The organism is Actinomadura sp. RB99, from assembly GCF_014706005.1.
Lineage (GTDB): Bacteria > Actinomycetota > Actinomycetes > Streptosporangiales > Streptosporangiaceae > Spirillospora.
Genome location: NZ_JABMCA010000027.1, coordinates 75271 through 95307, shown reverse-complemented (window position 1 = coordinate 95307; position 20037 = coordinate 75271). Strand labels below are relative to the sequence as shown.

Below are 20037 nucleotides of genomic sequence, written 5' to 3'. Positions count from 1 at the left end.
CGCGCTCAGCGGGACGCGCGGATGCTCCGCCGCGCCGACACCACCGCGATCAGCACGCCGACCGCGAAGATGATCGTGCCCATCACGTTGACCTGCGGCGGCGTCCCGGTCCGGGTCGAGCCGTAGATCCACAGCGGGAACGTGATGGTGGAGCCGCTGGTGAAGTTGGTGATCACGAAGTCGTCGATGGACAGCACGAACGCCAGCAGCGCGCCCGCCACCACGCCCGGCATGATCATCGGCAGGGTGACCAGCCGGAACCGCGTCAGCGGCCCGGCCCCGAGGTCCTGCGCCGCCTCCTCGACCGCCGGGTCCAGCCCGACCACGCGCGCCCGCACCGTCACCGCCACGAACGCGATCGAGAACATCACGTGCGCGAGCAGGATCGTCAGGTAGCCGCGCGGCAGGTTGAACGTGACGAACATGGACAGCAGCGACGCGCCCATCACGATCTCCGGGCAGGAGATCGCCATGAACAGCACCAGGTTCGTCACGCCCTTGCCGCGGAACCGGTGCCGGCCGAGCGCGATCCCAGCGAACGTCCCGATGACCGTGGTGATGGCGGTGCTGAGCACCGCGATCGTCAGCGAGTTGATGACCGCGGTGGTCAGGTCCTCCTTGTCGAACAGGTGGACGTACCACTTGAACGTGAAGCCCTGCCACTGGAAGTTCTGCTTGCTGTGCGTGTCGTTGAACCCGAACATGATCATGATGGCGATCGGCAGGATCAGCCACGCGATCAGCAGCAGCGTGTAGAGGTGCAGGCCGGAGATCCGGCGGCGCCGGCGCGGCGGCGCGGGGCGCGGCGCCGCGGTGGGTGCGATCGTCGTCATCGTCCCGCCGCCTCCAGAACGTCCTGCGTGCCGAGCGACCGCGCGTACACGAAGATGCCGACCAGCAGGATCGCCATCAGCGCGAACGACAGCGCCGACGCGACCGGGTAGGCGCTGTTGTCGAAGTACTCCGTCTGGATCACGTTGCCGATCATCGTGTTCTGCGGGCCGCCCAGCACCTCGGCGTTGACGTAGTCCGACGACACCGGCACGAACGTCATGATGACGCCCGCGAACACGCCGGGCAGCGACAGCGGCAGCACCACCCGCGCGAACGCCTGCGCCCGGCTCGCGTACAGGTCGTACGCGGCCTCGACGACGCGCTCGTCGATCCGCTCCAGCGCCACGTAGATCGGCAGCACCATGAACGGCAGGAAGTTGTACGTCAGCCCCGACACGACGGCGACGCCGGTGTCCAGCACATGGAAGCCGGACGGCAGGAGGCCGTGGTTCCGCAGCGGCCCGAGGATCGGCCCGTTGTCGGTCAGCACCAGCTTCCACGACACCGTCCGCAGGACGAACGACACGAAGTACGGAAGCAGCAGCAGGAACAGGTACGTCGACTTGTGCCGCCCGCCGCGGAAGGCGATCCAGTACGCGGCCGGGTAGGCGAGCGCGATGCACAGGACGGTCGCGATCAGGCCGTACCACAGCGACCGCACGACCTTGTCGCCGTAGGTGTTGAGGCCGTCGGTGTAGTTCTGCCAGTGGAACGTCTGCCGGAAGCCGTCGATGAGGTTCCCCGTCTGCAGCGACAGCGACACCATCAGCACGATCGGCACGATGAAGAACGCCAGCATCCACAGCCCGCTCGGCAGGATCATCAGGTACGGCGCGAGCGCGCCGCCCCGCGGCCGCCGGGCCATCACGAGCCCTTGGCGATCGGCTCGAAGATCTTCTGGTACCGCGTCTCCTCCGCCTGCGTGAGCCGCCGGTAGCGCCGCAGCCGCTGCATGTCCGCCTCGGACGGGAACACCAGCGGGCTCGTGCTGAGCCGCGTCAGGTCCTTCTTCTCCTGGCCCGTCGCCTTCGCAGCGTCCGCCGCGACGACCTGCTTCACCCCCGGCACGGGCGTGATGTAGTTGACGAACTCGGTCAGCGGCGCGTTGTTCTCCGGGACGTACAGCCAGTCCATCAGCGTGATCGCGTCCACCGGGCTGCCCGCGGTCTTCGGGATGCACATGTTGTCCGTCCAGATGGTGCCGCCCTCCTTCGGGATGGCGAACCGCACGTCCGGACTGGTCATGCTGTACACGTCACCCGACCACGCCATCGTCATCCACACGTCGCCCTTGCTGACGGCGTCGACGTAGTCCTGGTTGTAGTACTTGCGGACGATCCCCTTGTCGCGCTGCTCGCGGAGCTTCGCCGCCGCCTTCTCCCAGTCGGCCTGCGTCGACTTCTCCGGGTCGATGCCGAGCAGGAACATCCCGAAGTTCCCGAGCTCCTGCGAGTCGCCCATCATGCCGACCCGCCCCTTGTACTTCGGGTCGAACAGCTGCGCGATGCTGGTGATCTCCTCCTTGACGTACTTGGTGTTGTACGCGATCCCGGTGACGCCCGACTCGTACGGGACCGTGAACGCGTTGCCCGGGTCGTACGACGGGTTCTTGAACGTCGGGCCGGCGTTGGCCTGGAAGTTCTTCAGCCGCGACTGGTCCAGCGGCGCGAGGTAGCCGAGCTGCCGCGCCTGCTCCAGCTGGATCCCGTTCGTCATCACCATCAGGTCGAACCCGATGGACTGGCCGGCCGCCAGCGGCGCCTGGATCTTGCCGAACCAGGGCCCCATCTCCTGGATGACCTCCTTGTAGTCCACCTTGATGCCGGTGGCCTTCTCGAAGGCCTTGATGGTCGAGTGGTCGTCCTCCATGTAGCCCGGCCAGTTCGCCCAGCTCAGCTTGCCCGTCTTGGCCTTGCCCGCCCAGTACTTCTGCACGTCGGTCTGGGTGACCTTCTCCTTGCCGCCCTGCCCCTTCACGCCGCAGGCCGACAGGGCGAGGCCCGCGCCCGCCGCGCCCATCAGCCGCAGCACGTCCCGGCGGGACGCGGTGGACCGTGCCAGGCGCGGGCGGGTCAGTCCGCGCAGGAACGCGGGGTCGATGTTCGTCACTGGGGGGCTCCTATGGCGTACGAGTGGCGCGGGTCCCACGACAGCCAGACGCCGTCCCCGCGAACGGCGATGTCGTCGGCGTTCGTGGCGTTCTGCAGGAACACGACCACGTCGGCGCCGGTGGAGGTGGTGATGTTGTAGTTCGTCGAGGTCCCCAGGTAGACGACCTCCGTGACCGTGCCGCGGACGCGGCACAGGTCGTCGGCCGGCTTGTCCGTCCCGATGCCGATCTTCTCCGGCCGCACCGTCAGCTCCAGCCGCTCCCCCGCCGCGACCGCCAGCCCGTCCCGCACCGGCACCTCGATCCGCCCGTCCGGCCCGTAGGAGATCACGGCGCCGCCCCCGGACACCTCGGCGACCTCCCCGCCGAGCAGGTTGGACGTCCCGATGAACCCGGCCACGAACCGCGTCGCCGGATGCTCGTAGATCTCCCGCGGCGTGCCGAGCTGCTCGATCAGCCCGTCGTTCATCACCGCGATCCGGTCCGACATCGTCAGCGCCTCGCCCTGGTCGTGCGTCACGTACACGAACGTGATGCCGACCTCCCGCTGGATGCGCTTCAGCTCGACCTGCATCGCCTGCCGCAGCTTCAGGTCCAGCGCGCCGAGCGGCTCGTCCAGCAGCAGCGCGCGCGGCCGGTTCACCAGCGCGCGGGCCAGCGCGACCCGCTGCTGCTGTCCGCCCGACAGCTCACCGGGACGGCGCCGCTCCCGCCCGGTGAGGTCGACGATCTCCAGCATCTCGCCGACCCGCGCCTTGACGTCGGCCTTGCCGACGCCGCGCCGGCGCAACCCGAACGCCACGTTGTCGAAGACGTTCATGTGCGGGAACAGCGCGTACGACTGGAACACCATGTTGACGTCACGGCGGTTGGCGGGCACGCCGGTGACGCTGCGTCCGTGCAGGTAGACCTCGCCGGCCGTCGGCTCCTCGAAGCCGGCGATCATGCGCATGGTGGTGGTCTTGCCGCAGCCGGACGGGCCGAGCAGGGAGAAGAACTCCCCCTGCGCGATCGTCAGGTCCACGCCGCGGACCGCGGCGACGGCCTCACCGTACGCGTGGTAGGTCTTCTCGACTCCCGTGAGCTCGATGGCGGGAACTGCGCGACCCGGGTCGTCGCGCGCCGGGGCGGGCTGGGTTTCGGTCATGGGCAGGGGTTTCCTTCACGAGCTCGTGGCGCCCGACCACCGCGGCGGCGCCCCCGCGCCGGCCGGTGCCCGTCCAGGGGACGGGCACCGGTCCGCGCACCGCCGCGGTACGTCCCTCAGGCGCCGATGTAGTGCATGACGTGCTTGACGCGGGTGTAGTCCTCGATTCCGTACATCGACATGTCCTTGCCGTAGCCGGAGTGCTTGAAGCCCCCGTGCGGCATCTCCGAGACGAACGGGATGTGGGTGTTCACCCACACCGCCCCGAAGTCCAGTGCCTTGCTCATGCGCATCGCGCGCCCGTGGTTCTGCGTCCACACGCTGGCCGCCAGCCCGTACCGGACGCCGTTGGCCCACTCGATCGCCTGCGCCTCGTCGGAGAAGCGCTGGACGGTGATGACCGGGCCGAACACCTCGTTCTGCACGATCTCGTCGTCCTGGCGGAGCCCGCCGACGACGGTGGGCTCGAAGAAGAAGCCGGCGTCACCGGACCGCGAACCGCCGGTCAGCACCTCCGCGTGCCCCGGCACCCGGTCGATGAAGCCCTGGACGCGCTCCAGCTGCGCGGCGCTGTTCACCGGGCCGTAGAAGGCGTCGGTGTTGCTCGGCGGGCCGACGACGGTGCCGCGCGCCGCCTCGGTGAGCGCCGCCGTGAACTCGTCGTGCAGGCGGTCCGCGACCAGCACCCGCGTCGCCGCGGTGCAGTCCTGCCCGGCGTTGAAGTAGCCGGCCTCCGCGATGCCCTGCGCCGCCGACTCCACGTCCGCGTCGTCGAACACCACGACGGGCGCCTTCCCGCCGAGCTCCAGGTGGACCTTCTTGAGGTCCTTCGCGGCGGCCGCGGCGACCTCCATGCCCGCCCGCACGCTGCCGGTGATCGACACCATCTGCGGGGTCGGGTGCTCCACCAGCGCGCGGCCGGTGCCGCGGTCGCCGCAGATCACGTTGAACACGCCGGGCGGGAGGAACTCCGCGGCGATCTCCGCCAGCATCAGCGTGCTGACCGGGGTCGTCTCCGACGGCTTGAGCACCACGGTGTTGCCCGTCGCCAGCGCCGGCCCGATCTTCCAGACCGCCATCATCATCGGGTAGTTCCAGGGCGTCACCTGCGCGCACACCCCGATCGGCTCCCGCCGGATGGACGAGGTGTGGTCCGCCAGGTACTCGCCGGTGGCCTTGCCCTCCAGGACGCGGGACGCGCCCGCGAAGAACCGGAGGTTGTCCACCATCGGCGGCAGCTCCTCCTCCATGGTGAGCTGCACGGGCTTGCCGGTGTCGCGGCTCTCCGCCTCGACCAGCTCGCGTCCCCGGGCCTCCACCGCGTCGGCGAACCGCAGCATCGCCAGGCTGCGCTCGCCGGGCGTCGCGTCCCGCCAGGCGGGGAACGCCTCCGCGGCGGCGCGGAACGCGGCGTCGACGTCCTCGGCGCCGGACACCGGCGCCTCCGCGTACGCCTCGCCGGTGCTGGGGTCGACCACCTCCAGCGTCCGCCCGTCCTTGGCGTCGGTGTACTCGCCACCGATAAAGTTGCGCAGCCGTTCGCCGCTCATCTCGATCCTTCCTGGGCGCCGCCGCCCGAACTGTCCCGTTGGCCTGACCCTGACAGAGGTTCCAGCCCAATACAAGTGATTCCGTTGTTACGATCCAGTTTCACGACTGATTCACTTGGACCAACCGCCTCACACCCTCGATGCCGCAGCTAGGAGTACCTACGATGACGGAGGAGCGCCCTCCCTCCCGCCGGGGGTCCGCCCGGTCTCCCGTGCATCTCGACGAGACCGCCAAGCGGATCATCGAGCAGCTCCAGCAGGACGGCCGCCGCTCCTACGCCGCCATCGGCAAGGCCGTCGGCCTCTCCGAGGCCGCGGTCCGCCAGCGCGTGCAGAAGCTCCTCGACACCGGCGTCATGCAGATCGTCGGCGTGACCGACCCGCTGATGCTCGGCTTCTCCCGGCAGATGATGATCGGCGTGAAGTGCGAGGGCGACCTGGAGACGATCGCCGACGAGCTCGCCGCCCTCGACGAGATCGACTACGTCGTCATCGCCGCCGGCTCGTTCGACATCCTGCTCGAACTGGTCTGCGAGGACGACGAGCGCCTCCTGGAGCTGCTCGGCCGGATCCGCGCCGTCCCGGGCGTCGTCTCCACCGAAAGCTTCGTCTACCTCAAGCTGCGGAAACAGACCTACTCCTGGGGGACCCGCTGAGGCCGCGCGCCGCCGTCCGCCTTCGCCCGCCATCCGTCGATTCTCGTCCCGAATGAGGATGTTCCGGCAACCCCTCGCGGCGTACTTTGGGGTGCCGTAAGGAAGGAGACCGGCCATGTCTGAGTCGGTCCGCCCGGACCTTCCCGCCCCCGGAACCGACCGCATCGCGCTGAGCACGACCGCCGAGCAGCTCCTCGCCATCCGCAAGGCCGCCGACCTGATCGGCTGGAGCGTCGCCGACTACATCCTGTCCGCCGCCCTCGACCGCGCGGAACGCGACCTCTACGAGCACGCCGCCGCCCTCCGCGCCGCCGCTCCCGACCCGCCCCCGGACCCCAAGGCGACCGAACCCTACATAGCCCTCCTCCTAGCCCTGACCTGACTCCCACCCACCCCTGCCCCCGCCACCTCCGGCGGGGGCACCACAGCCCCTTAGCGGGAGCACCGAAGCCCCCGCCAGGGCACCACAGCCCCCGGCAGGGCACCACAGCCCCACCACCCCCCCTCGCCAAACCGACTCGGCAAGACGGCCATCTCCGAGGCGAATCACCGATCCAGCTGAGCCTCTGATCCCCGAAGCCGCCCACCTCGGATTCACCCCAAATCACTGACCCGCCACCTCCACCTCGTCCACCGGCCGACCGAACCCACCTCCCCGGCGAGCCCACGACCTCGGCGAGCCAGGCGGCTCAGCACCCGACCAACTCCACGCGCTCCCCGCCTCAACGAGCCCACCGGCCCGCGTCCAGACCAGCTCCCCGAGTCCGCGGCCCCGACGAGCCCACCGGCCCGCGTCCAGACCAGCTCGCCAAGATCGCAGCCCCGACAAGGTCACCGACTCGCCGAGCTCACCGAACCGCCCAGATCACCGCCTCACGTCCAGACCAGCTCGCCGAGTCCGCGGCCCCGACGAGGTCACCGACTCGCCCAGGTCACCAGCTCGCGTCCAGACCGCGGGCTTGGCGAGGTCACCTACCCGCCGAGGGCGCGGGGTCGGCGAGGGTGCGGGCTGGGCGGCGAGGTGCTGGTTCGGCGGGGTGTCCGGTCTGGGTGAGGTGGTGGGGCGGGTTCAGGTCTGGTCGGTGAGGGCCGTGGACAGGCGGGCCGCGTAGTCGGCGGCCTCGGCGTCGGAGTCGTACTTGTGGCGGGGCCAGAAGAAGCCCCTCAGGCCGTCCTTGCGGTTGCGGGGAACGACGTGAACGTGCAGGTGGGGGACGCTCTGGCTGATGCGGTTGTTCACGGCGACGAAGGAGCCGGCGGCGCCGAGCACCGACTCCATAGCCGCTGCGAGCCGCTGCGCGTGCTGGAAGTACGGGCCGACGAGGTCGGCGGGCAGGTCCGGCAGTGTCTCGACGTGCGTCCGCGGCACCAGCAGCGTGTGTCCTTTGAAGAGCGGCCGGGCATCGAGGAACGCGAGCGCGTCCGGGGCGTCGAGGACGACGTGCGCGGGGCGCTCTCCCTTCAGGATCTCGCAGAAGACGCAGGACTTGCCGGACACGGAGTCAGCCATGCGCGGCATTCTGCCGCCCCCCGGCCTGCGTGCGCAGCCTCCTCCCTAACGGCCCCCTTAGGTTTTCGCCGCTACCCTTCGTGTCCTATGCGGCTCGACGACGTCGCCTTCCGCTACCACCGGAGGGGTCCCTGGGTGCTGAGGGACGTCACGCTCTCCCTCCCGCCCGGCAGCGTCACCGAGGTCACGGGACGGAACGGCGCTGGGAAGTCCACCCTTCTCCGCCTCATCGCCGGCCTGCGCGGGCCCCAGAAGGGATCGGTCCGAGAGAGACCGAGCCGCATCGGGTACGCACCCGAGCGTTTCCCGGTGGACCAGCCGTTCACCGTCCGCTCGTACCTCGGCCACATGGCCGCCGTCAGGCGGGTGCCCGAGGACGCGATCGGGACGTGGGCCGAGCGTCTGGCCTTCGATCACCTCCTCGACGTGCGGCTGCCGGAGTTGTCCAAGGGCAGTGCGCAGAAGGTCGGCCTCGCCCAGGCGCTCATGGACGACCCGGGACTCCTCATCCTCGACGAACCGTTCGCCGGGTTGGACGCGGCCACCCGCGACACCCTGCCGGGGCTGATCGCCGGTCTCGCCGCCGACGGTGCCACCGTGGTCATCAGCGACCACCAGCGCTGCATCGAATCCCTGCCGGGCATCGACCGGCTCCAGGTCGCGGGCGGCACGGTGACCCGCCTGGCCGCCGCCGACGAGCCGGACGCGTCGAGGCTGACGGTGCTCGAGGTCGTGGTGCCCGAGGCCGACGCCGACACCGTGGAGACCAAGCTCCGCGCCGACGGCTACACCGTGCGGAGGCCCGGCCAATGATCACCATGTCCCGCGCAGGGGACGAAGCGTGCCGATGCGGCAGGCGGCCCGGTGCCTCGAAGGGGCCAGGCACCGTTCGCGATCGGGCAGGGCGCCGTAATCTGCGAGGGTCGGCGGACCATGCTCGGCGAGGGTCGGCAGACCGCGATCTGCGAGGGTCAGCAGACCGCGATCCGCAGTGCGCGGCGGGGCGAGGCCGGGGCGAGCGTGCGAGGTGGGGATGGTGATCGCGCTCGCGCGGTTCCAGGTCGAGGGGTACGTGCGTTCGCTGCGCGTCCTGCATCCGATGATCGTCGTGGCGCTGGTCATGGTGCTCGTCCTGTTCCAGGGGCCGGGCGGGCCGGAGCGGGTCAAGCTGTCCGTCGGGACGTTCGGCGATGTGGCGGCGTTCATGTTCCCGATCTGGGCGTGGACGGCGCGGGCCCTGCTGGACACGCAGCCCGACGAGCAGCGGGCGCTGTCGGCGACCGCGGCACGGCACCGTTGGACGCCCACCTGGGCGGGCTTGGTCGCCGCGTACGCCGTGAACCTGTGCTTGGGCGTCATCGTGCTGGCCATTCCTCTCTTTCAGGGGCTCGAGGCGGGTGCGCCGGGGCGGGCGATCCTCGTGGGGTGCGCGCTGAGCGTGCCGGTCGCGCTCGCGGGCACACTGCTCGGCGCCTGGACGAGCCGGGCGTTCATCCCGGATCCGGGAGTGTCGCTGCTGGCGCTGCTCGGCGGCGTGACCGTGGTCCTCTTGCTGGGGCTGGGCCGGCTCTCCTTTCTCTCGGTCCCGATGATCGAGTGGCTGAGGGTGGCGCACGACGGCCCGGACCGCTTCGTCTCGGACTTCCCCGGCCTGGTGTTGCACCTGGCCCTCTGGTCGGCCGTCGTCGGCGCCGCCTACGTATTCGTCGCCCGGCTGCGTCACTGACCGTCCATACGGGGTCAAGGGATCGCTGGAGGCGCATGGTCCCTCCGGACGTCAGGTCGCTTGGACGGTCAGCCATGCTCGCTCCAGCGGGTCGCTCCGGCGGGAGCAGAAGTAGACGCGGCCGGGGTCGCCCCAGTACCAGCCGAGGCGGTGGTCGGAGTCGAGCTGGAGCAGGAGGCGCCAGTCGTCGACGGCCGCCAGATCGTCTTCCGACAGCTCCGGGGCGTCGAAGCCGTCGAGCGGACGGCCCGTGGAGGCGTACAGGCAGTCGGGGCCGATCGGCCGCTGGACGAGGTCGGGCCAGCCTCCCAGCTGATGCGCGGGCGCCTCGGACGTGACGTGCCGGGACCAGACCGCGTGCAGTTGCTCGTACTCGGCCAGGAAGCCGCGATGGACGCGTTCCAGCCGCTGCACGACCATCTCCTGCGGCGAAGGCAGCGACAGGAACGGAGTGGCGCCCAGTTCGGTTGGTGGATAAAACAGGGCGCCGGGCGGCGGCTCGGCGGGATGCAGGTCGCCGGTGAACACGCGCCAGCCGTCCCGCTGCCCGGACGCGTCGCCCCACGGCCTCGGGATCTCGCTCGCGTAGTAGAAGGCGGCCAGACCACCCTGAGGAAGGCCCGGGATCGCGCCGAAGACGGCGAGTTCGGTGAAGTCGACGGCGCCGAGGAAGTCGAGCGGACGGCCCCTCCATGCGGGCCAGGCCGCGGCGGCCGGCAGTAGCGGGGCACCGCCCAGCCGGACCGGTACGCCGCCGCCGGCTCCGAGCCGCACCGCGGGCCGGGCCAGGGACAGCAGGACCGAGATGATCTCGGGGGTGAACAGCAGGCCGAGGAAGGTGCTCAGCCGCCGGCGCTGCGCGTCGAAGTCGTCCATGCCCCGAAGCCTGCTGGGCCCCGGCGGCGGTCACCACCCCGCGGCGAAAATGTGGATAACCCCGCGGCGGTGATCGTTTTCAGCGGCCTTCGAGGGCCCCGGCGAGCTGGGTGAGGAAGCGGTCGACCTCCTGCTCGTCGTAGCCGGGGCCGAGGCGGACGACGCGGAAGGCGCTCTCCCGGACGTCGCGCGCCGACACCGGCGGCGCCGCGCCGCGCAGCCCGGAGATGACGCGGTCGAGGAACGCGTCGACGTCCCGGACGTCGTAGCCGGGGCGCATGCCCGAGCCGGCGAACCGGGCGTTCTGGATCCAGTTGATCAGCCATGCGGGGTTCGCCCGGGAACGGCCGGGACGCTCGGCGATCGGTGCCTTCGTCTCCAGCTCCCGGATGCACTCGCGCACCAGGTCGTCCACCGCGCGGCGGTCGTATCCGCGCAGGACGACGTCGAAGCGCGCCGTGCGCACCTCGTCGGCGGACATCGGCGGCCCGCCGTTGAGCGCTCCCGAGATCCGTTCGAGAAGGCCGTCCACCTGTGTCCGGTCGTAGCCCCGCAACGCCACCGGCAGCCGCGTGCTCATCAGCGCCACCGTGCTCCTCAGCCCTCGTCCCCGCGCCCGCGGGGCCCCGGGGGGCGCCGCCGGCGCGCTCAGTCCTTGGTCGCCGCGGCCAGCTGTCCGCAGGCCCCGTCGATCTCCCTGCCCCGAGTGTCGCGCACCGTGACCGGAACCCCGTGGGCCTCCAGGCGGCGGACGAACTCGCGCTCGTCCTCCGGCCGCGAGGCGGTCCACTTGGACCCCGGCGTCGGATTCAACGGGATCAGATTGACGTGTACGAGGTGGCCGCGCAAGAGCCTGCCGAGAAGATCGGCCCGCCATGCCTGGTCGTTGACGTCCTTGATGAGCGCGTACTCGATCGAGACGCGGCGCCCGCTGCGGTCGGCGTAGGCCCACGCGGCGTCCAGGACCTCGGCGACCTTCCACCGGTTGTTGATCGGGACGAGGTCGTCGCGCAGCTCGTCATCCGGGGCGTGCAGGGACACCGCGAGCCGCACGGACATGTCCTCGGCGGCGAGCTTCTCGATCGCCGGGACGAGGCCGACCGTGGACACGGTGACGGAACGCTGGGAGATCCCCAGGCCGGCCGGCGCCGGATCGGTGATGCGGCGGACCGCGCCGATGACGGCCTTGTAGTTCGCGAGCGGCTCCCCCATGCCCATGAAGACGATGTTGGAGACGCGGCCGGGCCCGCCGGGGACGCGCCCCCGCGCCATCGCGCGCGCGCCCGCCGCGACCTGCTCCACTATCTCGGCCGTGGAGAGGTTGCGCGTGAGACCGGCCTGCCCCGTGGCGCAGAACGGGCAGTTCATGCCGCAGCCCGCCTGGGACGAGACGCACATCGTGGCCCGGTCGGGGTACCGCATCAGCACCGACTCGAACAGGACGCCGTCGAACGCCTTCCAGACCGTCTTCAGCGTCCTGCCGCCGTCGCAGTCCAGTTCGCGGACCGGAGTCAGCAGCGAGGGCAGCAGTTCCGACACCAACCGGTCGCGCACCGCGGCCGGCAGGTCGGTCATCTTCGCCGGGTCGTCGACGAGCCGGGCGAAGTAGTGCCGCGACAACTGGTCGGCCCGGAACGGCTTCTCGCCCAGCTCAGCGACCGCCTCGCGGCGCTCGGCCTGCGTGAGGTCGGCCAGGTGCCGCGGCGGCTTGCCGCGCCGCGGCGCGGCGAAGACGAGCTTCGCCGGGGTCTTCTTGGGCGCGGCGCCCGCGGTGGCGGGCTCGGTGGTGGCAGACATGGTCCTTCCAGTGTCGCAAACACCTGCCGATGCCTCGTCCGCATCCGGGCGCTCTTCTCCCGCGCGCGCCCGGCGTCCTGCGGCGAGCGCTGCGACATCGCTGCGCATGACCTTCACTGCGACTAAGGTCTGATCATGTCGGTTTTGCGCAGGGGCACCGCTTCGCCCAGGACCCCCGCCGCCACGATCGTCCACGCCGAGGCCAGCCCGTACGGCAGCCGGAGGCTCGTCGTCGAGTCCGACGGCGATGTGACCTCGGCCTACCTGCGGGACGCGCGGGACTCGGTGATCGGCGCCGTCTGGGTCGCCAACCACCGCAAGGCGCCGTCGTCGCTGGACCGGTCACGGCTCGACGCCGGCGGCGCACCGCTGCTCCCCGAGTCCCATGTCGCCCATCCGCAGGGACGCGAGGCCCTCGACGCCTCCGCCCTCGAAGTGGTGTGGTTCGAGGAGGGCGACGGCGTCGCCGTGCTGGAGGCGGGCGACCCGCTGTTCGTGATCCCGGGATGGTCGGACATGGGCCGCGGCATCCCCGGCTACGCGCGCGACGCGACGGAGCAGAGCCCGTTCGCCTTCCCCATGGAAGAGGAGATCGCGGAGTTCGGCCCCCGTATCGAGCGCGCGCGCGAGCACTGGAAGATGTGCCGCGCGGAGGGCTCGTGGGCGGAGTTCCAGCAGTCGGTCCTAGGCCACCTGCTGCAGCGGCTCGGCCCCGGGGGCCACTACTGGCACGACGTGGGACGCCAACTCGCGGGAGGCAAGGTCAGCCCGTCCCCCACCGTGGGCGTGACGGAGCGGCCCGCACGCGGCGACCGCGGTTTCACCGTGCTCAGCACGGTCGGGATGAGCCGCCAGCGGATGCCCACCGTGGAGCTGTACGAGGACGACGTCGCCCCGTACGCCCGCATAGAACTCGCTGTGGCGAGCACACTGCCCAGCCAGCGCGCGGGAAGTATCTTCCCGTGGCTCGCCCAGTACCCGTGGCGATCGGTGACCTGGTTCGCCCCAGGGGACGTGGTCAAGTGGTACCACGAGGCCCGCACGTTCCCCCTCGGGAGCGGCGACGGCGCGTGGGAAGGCGTGCTCCTCCTGGAAGACCCCGCGCGGCTGGCCGGGCCGGAGGCGCCCGCCCTCACGGGGCTGACCTTGCACGGCGATCCCGTCCGGTGGCTATGGCTCGTCCCCATCTCGGGCGAGGAGCACCGGTACGCCAAGAGCGAGGGCTCGGACGCGCTCATCCGGCGCCTGGCGCAGCAGGGACGCTCCTGGGTCGTCTCCTAGGCCAGAGACGGCTGGCCGTTCTCCTAGGCCGGAGACGGCCGACCCCATCCAGGGGCCGGCCCTGCCCAGGGCGCCTGAGGGGTCTAGCTGGGGACGAACAGCTCCAGCAGCAGCCACACCACGGGGGCCGTCGCGACCAGCGAGTCGAGGCGGTCCATGACCCCGCCATGGCCCGGCAGCAGCGTGCCCATGTCCTTGATGCCGAGATCCCGCTTGATCATCGACTCGATGAGGTCGCCGCCGGTCGCGGTCACCACGGCGGCGAGGCCGACCAGCGCGCCCTGCCAGGGCTGACCCCCGTCCAGCAGCCACCACACCAGCCACCCGCCGACGATCATGCAGGTGATCGCGGAGCCGGTGACGCCCTCCCACGTCTTCTTCGGGCTGATCGTGGGGGCGAGCTTGTGCTTGCCGAGGAACGTGCCGGCGAAGTAGCCGCCGATGTCGCTGGCCACCGTCGTCGCAATGAAGATGACCGTGCGGTCGTCGCCGTCGCCGGGCCGCATCAGGAGCGCGACGATCCCGCCCATCAGCACCAGGTAGCCCGCGACGAACGAGCCCGCGCTGACGTCGCGGACGTAGCCGTCCGCGCCCTCCGTCATCCGGATCAGCATCATGCTGAGCACGGTGAGGGACACCGCCGCGACCACCGCGGTGGTCCCCCACACATAGGAGACCACCGGAGTGGCCACCATGCCGGTCGCCACCGGGATGAACGGAACCCGGATGCCGCGCGACTTGAAGGCGTCCGTCAGCTCCCTCATACCGAGGAAGAGGAAGACCACCATCACGGCGAGGAAGATCGGCTTCACCGTGTAGAGCGAGAGCAGTACCAGCGCGCCGAGGGCGACGCCCACGCCGATGGCCATCGGCAGGTTCCTGCCGGTCTTGCTCTGGCGCCCGCCGCCGGACGGGTCCGGTGGCGGCTCCCCCTCGGATCCAGCGCGCGCGCCCGTCACGGACGTCACACCGGAGGGCGCCGCGTCTTCGGCGGCGGGGCCTGCGGGGACGTCCGGCGCCTCGCCGGAGGGCGAGTCCAGAGCTTCTCCCGGGGGTGGGCCGGGCATGTCGACCTCCGGCTCATCCGGGGAGCCCGTGGACTCCCCGGCGTCGTCGAGTCCCATCAAACTTCGAGCAGTTCGGCCTTCTTGTGCTCGAGCAGCTCGTCGATCTGCGCCACGTACTTGTGCGTGGTGTCGTCGAGCTCCTTCTCCGCACGCCGCACCTCGTCCTCGCCGACCTCGCCGTCCTTGGCGAGCTTGTCGAGGGTGTCCTTGGCGCGCCGGCGGATGTTGCGGATGGAGATCTTGCTGTCCTCGGCCTTGGTGCCGGCGACCTTGATGAAGTCCTTGCGGCGCTCCTCCGACAGCTCGGGGAAGACCACCCGGATGACGTTGCCGTCGTTGGTGGGGTTCACGCCGAGGTCGCTGTCGCGGATCGCCTTCTCCACCGCCTGCATGGACGACTTGTCGAAGACCTGCACGATGACCATCCGCGGCTCCGGCAGCGTGAACGACGCCAGCTGGTTGACCGGCGTCGGGGTGCCGTAGTACTCCGCGGTGATCTTGTTGAACATGGCGGGGGTGACCCGGCCGGTGCGGATGGCCTGGAAGTCCTCCTTGGCGACCGCGACCGCCTTCTCCATCTTCTCCTCGGCTTCGAGGAGGGTCTCGTCGATCACTGTGACTCCCATGTCATCTGGTCGGCCCTGGCACCGCGTTCCGGGCCGCGGTCAGCCCTGTGCCGGGCTGACCAGCGTGCCGATCTTCTCACCCCGGACGGCCCGGACGATGTTGCCCTGCCCCATGAGGTCGAAGACCACGATGGGGAGCGCGTTGTCCATGCAGAGGCTGATGGCCGTGGCGTCCATGACCTTCAGACCCCGCTGTAGAACCTCACCGTAATCCAAACGGTCGAACTTGACCGCCTCTGGACTCTTACGAGGATCGGCGTCGTAGACGCCGTCGACCTGAGTCGCCTTCAGCACCGCCTCGGCACCGATCTCCAGCGCGCGCTGGGCGGCGGTCGTGTCGGTGGAGAAGAACGGCTGCCCGAGCCCCGCGCCGAAGATGACGACCCGGCCCTTCTCCAGGTGCCGGATGGCGCGCCGCGGGATGTACGGCTCGGCCACCTGGCTCATGGTGATGGCCGTCTGCACGCGCGTGTCGAGGCCGAGCTTCTCGAGGAAGTCCTGCAGCGCCAGGCAGTTGATGACCGTGCCGATCATCCCCATGTAGTCGGCGCGGCCGCGGTCCATGCCGCGCTCGGCCATGACCGCGCCGCGGAACATGTTGCCGCCGCCGCACACGACCGCGACCTGAACGCCGTCCTTCACGGCCTCGGAGATGGCCTCCGCCACGTGCTGCACGACCTCCGGGTCGATGCCCAGGGGATCGCGCCCGGCGAACGCCTCGCCCGAGAGCTTCAGCAGCACCCGCTTCCAGCCCGCGCGCGGCGCGTGCTGCCCGGACGACGGGGCCGCCGTCGCACTGGTGGTCGTCTTCTCCGGCACGTCGGCGGCCTCCTCGTTGCGTCGCTGAATCTCGGGTCCCAGTCTCCAGAGTGCCCTTACGCCTGCCCGACCTTGAACCGGGCGAAGCGCACGACCTTCACGCCGGCCTCGTCCAGGACCTTCGCGATGGTCTTCTTGCCGTCCTTCACGAACGCCTGCTCGAGCAGCACGAAGTCGCGGAAGTAGGCGTTCACCCGGCCCTCGACGATCTTCGGGATGGCCTGCTCGGGCTTGCCCTCGTCGCGGGTGAGCTGCTCGGCGAGCGCCCGCTCCTTCTCGATCACGTCCGCGGGGATCTCGTCGCGGTTCAGGTACTTGGGCGCCATCGCCGCGATCTGCTGCGCGACGTCCTTGGCGACCTCGGCGTTCTCCTTGTCCAGCTCGACCAGCACGCCGGTGGTCGGCGGCAGGGACGGGTCGGACTTGTGCAGGTAGCTGGCCACATAGGCGCCCTGGAAGTGGGCGAAGCGGCGCAGTTCCAGCTTCTCGCCGATCTTGGCGCTGTTCTCCTCGATCAGGGCCTGGACGGTCTTGCCGGCCTCGATCTCGGCGCCGAGCAGGGACGCCGCGTCCGCCGCGCCGCTGCCCGCCGCGAACTCGACCAGCCGGTTCGCCAGCTCAATGAACTGCTCGTTCTTGGCGACGAAGTCGGTCTCGCAGTTGAGCTCCAGCAGCGCGCCGTCGCCCGAGCCGTTGAAGTGCTCGGCGACCAGGCCGTTGGCCGCGGTGCGCTCGGCGCGCTTGCCGACGTCCTTGGCGCCCTTGAGGCGCAGCAGCTCCGTGGCCTTCTCGAAGTCGCCGTCCGCCTCGGTCAGGGCGTTCTTTACGGCCATCATGCCGGAGCCGGTCAGGTCGCGGAGCCGCTTGACGTCAGCGGCGGTGAAGTTGGCCATCGCTCTCTTCGCTTCTCTCGTCGTTGGTCGTGGACCCGCGACGGTCCCGGCGGCGTCGGCACGACGCCGCCGGGACCGTGGGATCAAGCCTGCTGGCCCTCGGCGGGGGCCTCCGCCGGAGCCTCGGCGGGCGCCTCGTCGGCCGGCGCGGCCGGAGCCTCGCCCGCGGCCTCGTCGGCCGGCGCGGCGTCGGCGGGCGCCTCGGAGGTCTCCGCCTCCGCCGGAGCGGCGGCGGCCTCGTCCTCGGCCTGCTTGTTCACCAGCAGGTCACGCTCCCACTCGGCGAGCGGCTCGCTGGCACCGGAGGCGGCGCCCTCGGCCGGCTTCTCGTCGCCGCCGGACGCGGCGCCCGCGCGCGCGAGGAGGCCGTCGGCCACCGAGTCGGCGACGACGCGGGTCAGCAGGCTGACGCTGCGGATGGCGTCGTCGTTGCCCGGGACCGGGTAGTCGACCTCGTCGGGGTCGCAGTTGGTGTCGAGGATGGCCACGACCGGGATGCCGAGCTTCTTGGCCTCGTTGACCGCGATGTGCTCCTTCTTGGTGTCCACGATCCAGATGGCGCTCGGGACCTTCGCCATGTCGCGGATACCGCCGAGGGTGCGCTCCAGCTTGTCCTTCTCGCGGCGCAGGCCAAGCAGCTCCTTCTTGGTCATGCCGGAGCCGGCCACGTCGTCGTAGTTGATCTCCTCCAGCTCCTTGAGCCGGGTGAGCCGCTTGTGGACGGTGGAGAAGTTGGTCAGCATGCCGCCCAGCCAGCGCTGGTTGACGTAGGGCATGCCGACGCGGGTGGCCTGCTCGGCGATGGACTCCTGAGCCTGCTTCTTGGTGCCGACGAACAGGATCGTGCCGCCGTGGGCGACCGTGGCCTTGACGAACTCGAAGGCGCGGTCGATGTAGGACAGCGACTGCTGCAGGTCGATGATGTAGATGCCGTTGCGCTCCGTGAGGATGAAGCGCTTCATCTTCGGGTTCCACCGGCGGGTCTGGTGGCCGAAGTGGACGCCGCTCTCCAGGAGCTGCCGCATGGTGACGACGGGTGCCATTGCCCGTGTTCTCCTTCTCTGGCCCTTCCGGGCCGCATTTGGTTGTCGCCCTGCGCCCGGGCATCGCCCCACCGTCGCCGCGGCGACGGACCGAGGGGCGGCGCCCCACCATGTTTTCGGTGGCATGCGGACGCGTGAAATCAGCCGCCGGGACGCCCCTGGCGGCTGTGATCCGGAAACGTTCCCCGGATCCGTGACCTCTCCGCTCGCGAGAGCGGCTTCCCGCCTCCCCGCCTGACGGCGGATCGGCGACGGCCTGGCCCTGGCCGGTGTCCTTCCGGGCACGCATACAGATTATCAGGGCCCGGACGCCCCCGGGAATCAACGGACCGAGCGGTTATCCACAGTTGGCGGACCTCCTCGACGGCCGGGTTCGCGGGCGGCAGGCTCCTGGGCATGACCTTGCTCACACTGCTCCTCACCTGCGTGATCACCGCCTGCTCTCCGGGGGTGAGCGCCTGGCGCTGGCCGTTAGGCCCGCCCGCGCCACGGGTCCTGCGCGCGTTCTCCCCGCCCGCCGTCCCGTGGGGCCCCGGCCACCGCGGGGTCGACCTCTCGGCACGGCCCGGCGAGCCGGTGTACGCCGCCGGGGCCGGACGGGTCTCGTATGCCGGACACCTGGCGGGGCGGGGCGTCGTCGCCGTCGACCACGGGCCGCTGCGCACGACGTACCTGCCCGTCAAGCCCAGCGTCAAGGCCGGGCTACAGGTGACCTTGGGCGCCCGCATCGGCATCCTGGAGGACGCGCCTCTCCACTGCCCGACGCCTTGCCTGCACTGGGGCCTGCGCAAGGGCAGCGTTTACCTGGATCCGCTGAGCCTGGTCAGGCGGGAAGTACGGCTGCTCCCCCAGTGGCCGCAGGCCGCACCGCCGCAGAAGGCATCGTCGAAGGAACACGAGCGGCATCCCCCGTCCGAGCAGCCCTCGGCTCCGGGCATGACGCTCCGCGACGCGTCGACGGCCACCGGTGGGGCCGTCACGGGACTGGTCCTCGCCTACTCGCTGTCCTTCGCCTGGCGCCGCACCCGCGCACGCGTCCGGTCCCGCCGGCCGCCGCCCGGGGTCATCGACCTCGCCCACGAGCGGCGCCTGCGCCGCGTCCCCCACCGCCGCGAGGAACGCACCTAGGAGCCCCCGAACAGCCGGAGCGAGCTGCGGAGGGACCGCTTAGTCCTCTCGGGCGGCGCGAGGGTGGGCTTGGCGGTGGACCTGCTTGAGCCGTTCGGCCGAGACGTGCGTGTAGAGCTGGGTGGTCTGCAGAGACGCGTGGCCGAGGATCTCCTGGACGCTGCGGAGGTCGGCGCCGCCCTCCAGCAGGTGTGTGGCCGCGGTGTGGCGCAGGCCGTGAGGGCTGAGGTCGGGCATCGTGCCGGCGTCGGAGATCCGTGAATGGACGATGCGGCGCGCGCTGGTGGGGTGGAGGCGCCCTCCGCGTGCTCCGAGGAAGAGGGCCGGGCCGCTGTCCTCGGTCACCACGGCCGGACGGCCGGCCCTGAGCCAGTCCTCCACTGCCCGGACGGCCGGCTCGCCCACCGGGACGGTGCGTTCCCGGCTCCCCTTGCCCAGAACGCGTATGGTCCGGCGGCCGGTGTCCAGGTCGTCGATATCGAGGCCGCAGAGTTCGCTGACGCGCACGCCCGTCCCGTAGAGGACCTCCAGGACGGCCAGGTCGCGCAACCCCATCGGCCCTTCGGCGTCCATGGTGTCGAGAAGGCGCGCCGCATCGTCCTGGGTGAGCACACCGGGGAGGTCGCGGCGTTTCTTCGGTGTGCCCAGCAGGAGGCCCGGATCGTTCTCCAGCAGCCCGCGCCGGTGGAGGTGGTGGGTGAAGGCCCGGACCGCCGCCGTCCGGCGGGCGAGCGTGGCGCGCGCCCGCCCGAGGGCGTGCTGGCGGGCGAGCCAGGCGCGCAGCAACGACACGTCCAGGCCCGCCGGGTCCGTCACCCCGACGTCCGACGCGTACGCGCACAGGTCCGCCAGGTCGCCAAGGTAGGCGCGCAGGGTGTGCGGCGAGACGCCGCGTTCCGCGTGCAGGTGCCGCCCGAACTCGTCCACGGCCTCGTTCAGATCCACAAGGGCCACGCTGCGGCACCCGACGGCCC

At 70.9% G+C, this 20037-nt stretch carries 21 protein-coding genes; 6 read left to right on the top strand and 15 right to left on the bottom strand.

Features of this window, described 5'->3' with window-relative positions; genetic code table 11:
* Positions 1-5: 5 nt before the first annotated feature.
* From amrb99_RS23990 to amrb99_RS23970, 5 genes are all read right to left on the bottom strand, one after another.
* The gene (locus amrb99_RS23990) at positions 6-833 is read right to left on the bottom strand and encodes an ABC transporter permease (RefSeq protein WP_190859803.1); all 828 of its coding nucleotides are present in this window, start codon (positions 831-833) and stop codon (positions 6-8) included.
* Complete coding sequence (locus amrb99_RS23985; protein WP_190859801.1) at positions 830-1699, bottom strand: ABC transporter permease; 870 nt, start codon at positions 1697-1699, stop codon at positions 830-832. The genes amrb99_RS23990 and amrb99_RS23985 overlap by 4 nt, the downstream gene beginning before the upstream one ends.
* Positions 1699-2943 (bottom strand): spermidine/putrescine ABC transporter substrate-binding protein, encoded by a 1245-nt coding sequence (locus amrb99_RS23980; RefSeq protein ID WP_347256823.1) that lies wholly within the window; start codon positions 2941-2943, stop codon positions 1699-1701. Before amrb99_RS23980 ends, amrb99_RS23985 begins: the two co-directional genes overlap by 1 nt.
* The gene (locus tag amrb99_RS23975) at positions 2940-4091 is read right to left on the bottom strand and encodes an ABC transporter ATP-binding protein (RefSeq protein ID WP_190859798.1); all 1152 of its coding nucleotides are present in this window, start codon (positions 4089-4091) and stop codon (positions 2940-2942) included. Before amrb99_RS23975 ends, amrb99_RS23980 begins: the two co-directional genes overlap by 4 nt.
* A 116-nt stretch (positions 4092-4207) precedes the next feature.
* Positions 4208-5641: a gamma-aminobutyraldehyde dehydrogenase gene (locus tag amrb99_RS23970; protein WP_190859796.1), complete on the bottom strand. Its 1434-nt coding sequence runs from the start codon at positions 5639-5641 to the stop codon at positions 4208-4210.
* A gap of 164 nt (positions 5642-5805) precedes the next feature.
* On the opposite strand from amrb99_RS23970, the gene amrb99_RS23965 reads away from it, so the two are divergent.
* Positions 5806-6297 (top strand): Lrp/AsnC family transcriptional regulator, encoded by a 492-nt coding sequence (locus tag amrb99_RS23965; RefSeq protein WP_190859793.1) that lies wholly within the window; start codon positions 5806-5808, stop codon positions 6295-6297.
* A gap of 115 nt (positions 6298-6412) precedes the next feature.
* On the top strand, positions 6413-6679 hold the full coding sequence (locus tag amrb99_RS23960; protein ID WP_190859790.1) for a DUF1778 domain-containing protein: 267 nt from the start codon (positions 6413-6415) through the stop codon (positions 6677-6679).
* Between the two features lie 687 nt (positions 6680-7366).
* Here amrb99_RS23960 and amrb99_RS23955 read toward each other — a convergent pair.
* On the bottom strand, positions 7367-7807 hold the full coding sequence (locus amrb99_RS23955) for an HIT family protein (RefSeq protein WP_347256822.1): 441 nt from the start codon (positions 7805-7807) through the stop codon (positions 7367-7369).
* Between the two features lie 87 nt (positions 7808-7894).
* Between amrb99_RS23955 and amrb99_RS23950 the strand changes: the two genes are divergently transcribed.
* Both amrb99_RS23950 and amrb99_RS23945 read left to right on the top strand, forming a co-directional pair.
* The gene (locus amrb99_RS23950; protein WP_190859783.1) at positions 7895-8620 is read left to right on the top strand and encodes an ATP-binding cassette domain-containing protein; all 726 of its coding nucleotides are present in this window, start codon (positions 7895-7897) and stop codon (positions 8618-8620) included.
* A 220-nt stretch (positions 8621-8840) separates the two neighbouring features.
* Entirely contained in the window at positions 8841-9533 is a 693-nt protein-coding gene (locus tag amrb99_RS23945) for a hypothetical protein (protein WP_190859778.1), read from the top strand.
* 51 nt (positions 9534-9584) lie between these two features.
* Here amrb99_RS23945 and amrb99_RS23940 read toward each other — a convergent pair whose 3' ends face one another.
* The 3 genes from amrb99_RS23940 to rlmN all read right to left on the bottom strand — a co-directional run bounded on the left by amrb99_RS23940 (position 9585) and on the right by rlmN (position 12206).
* Complete coding sequence (locus amrb99_RS23940) at positions 9585-10409, bottom strand: DUF1963 domain-containing protein (RefSeq protein WP_190859776.1); 825 nt, start codon at positions 10407-10409, stop codon at positions 9585-9587.
* 79 nt (positions 10410-10488) lie between these two features.
* Positions 10489-10989 carry a DivIVA domain-containing protein gene (locus tag amrb99_RS23935; RefSeq protein ID WP_190859774.1) on the bottom strand — a complete coding sequence of 167 codons (501 nt, stop codon included), beginning with the start codon at positions 10987-10989 and terminating at the stop codon, positions 10489-10491.
* 68 nt (positions 10990-11057) lie between these two features.
* Positions 11058-12206, bottom strand: coding sequence for a 23S rRNA (adenine(2503)-C(2))-methyltransferase RlmN (rlmN, locus tag amrb99_RS23930; RefSeq protein ID WP_190859772.1), 1149 nt, complete (start codon positions 12204-12206; stop codon positions 11058-11060).
* A 135-nt stretch (positions 12207-12341) separates the two neighbouring features.
* Here rlmN and amrb99_RS23925 point away from each other — a divergent pair, with 135 nt between their 5' ends.
* Entirely contained in the window at positions 12342-13487 is a 1146-nt protein-coding gene (locus tag amrb99_RS23925) for a suppressor of fused domain protein (RefSeq protein WP_190859770.1), read from the top strand.
* Positions 13488-13570: 83 nt separating this feature from the next.
* Here the strand turns inward: amrb99_RS23925 and amrb99_RS23920 are convergent, their stop codons facing one another.
* From amrb99_RS23920 to rpsB, 5 genes are all read right to left on the bottom strand, one after another.
* Entirely contained in the window at positions 13571-14554 is a 984-nt protein-coding gene (locus amrb99_RS23920) for a phosphatidate cytidylyltransferase (RefSeq protein ID WP_190859768.1), read from the bottom strand.
* A gap of 56 nt (positions 14555-14610) precedes the next feature.
* A complete protein-coding gene (gene frr / locus amrb99_RS23915) occupies positions 14611-15168 on the bottom strand; it encodes a ribosome recycling factor (RefSeq protein WP_190859765.1) in 558 nt (185 codons plus the stop codon).
* 51 nt (positions 15169-15219) lie between these two features.
* Entirely contained in the window at positions 15220-15999 is a 780-nt protein-coding gene (gene pyrH, locus amrb99_RS23910; RefSeq protein WP_151539737.1) for a UMP kinase, read from the bottom strand.
* Between the two features lie 56 nt (positions 16000-16055).
* Positions 16056-16892, bottom strand: coding sequence for a translation elongation factor Ts (gene tsf / locus amrb99_RS23905; RefSeq protein WP_190859764.1), 837 nt, complete (start codon positions 16890-16892; stop codon positions 16056-16058).
* An 83-nt stretch (positions 16893-16975) separates the two neighbouring features.
* A complete protein-coding gene (rpsB, locus tag amrb99_RS23900) occupies positions 16976-17935 on the bottom strand; it encodes a 30S ribosomal protein S2 (RefSeq protein WP_190859762.1) in 960 nt (319 codons plus the stop codon).
* A gap of 396 nt (positions 17936-18331) precedes the next feature.
* Between rpsB and amrb99_RS23895 the strand changes: the two genes are divergently transcribed.
* Complete coding sequence (locus amrb99_RS23895; protein WP_190859759.1) at positions 18332-19063, top strand: M23 family metallopeptidase; 732 nt, start codon at positions 18332-18334, stop codon at positions 19061-19063.
* Positions 19064-19102: 39 nt separating this feature from the next.
* On the opposite strand, the gene amrb99_RS23890 is transcribed toward amrb99_RS23895, so the two are convergent.
* Positions 19103-20008, bottom strand: coding sequence for a tyrosine recombinase XerC (locus amrb99_RS23890; RefSeq protein ID WP_347256821.1), 906 nt, complete (start codon positions 20006-20008; stop codon positions 19103-19105).
* Positions 20009-20037: the final 29 nt, after the last annotated feature.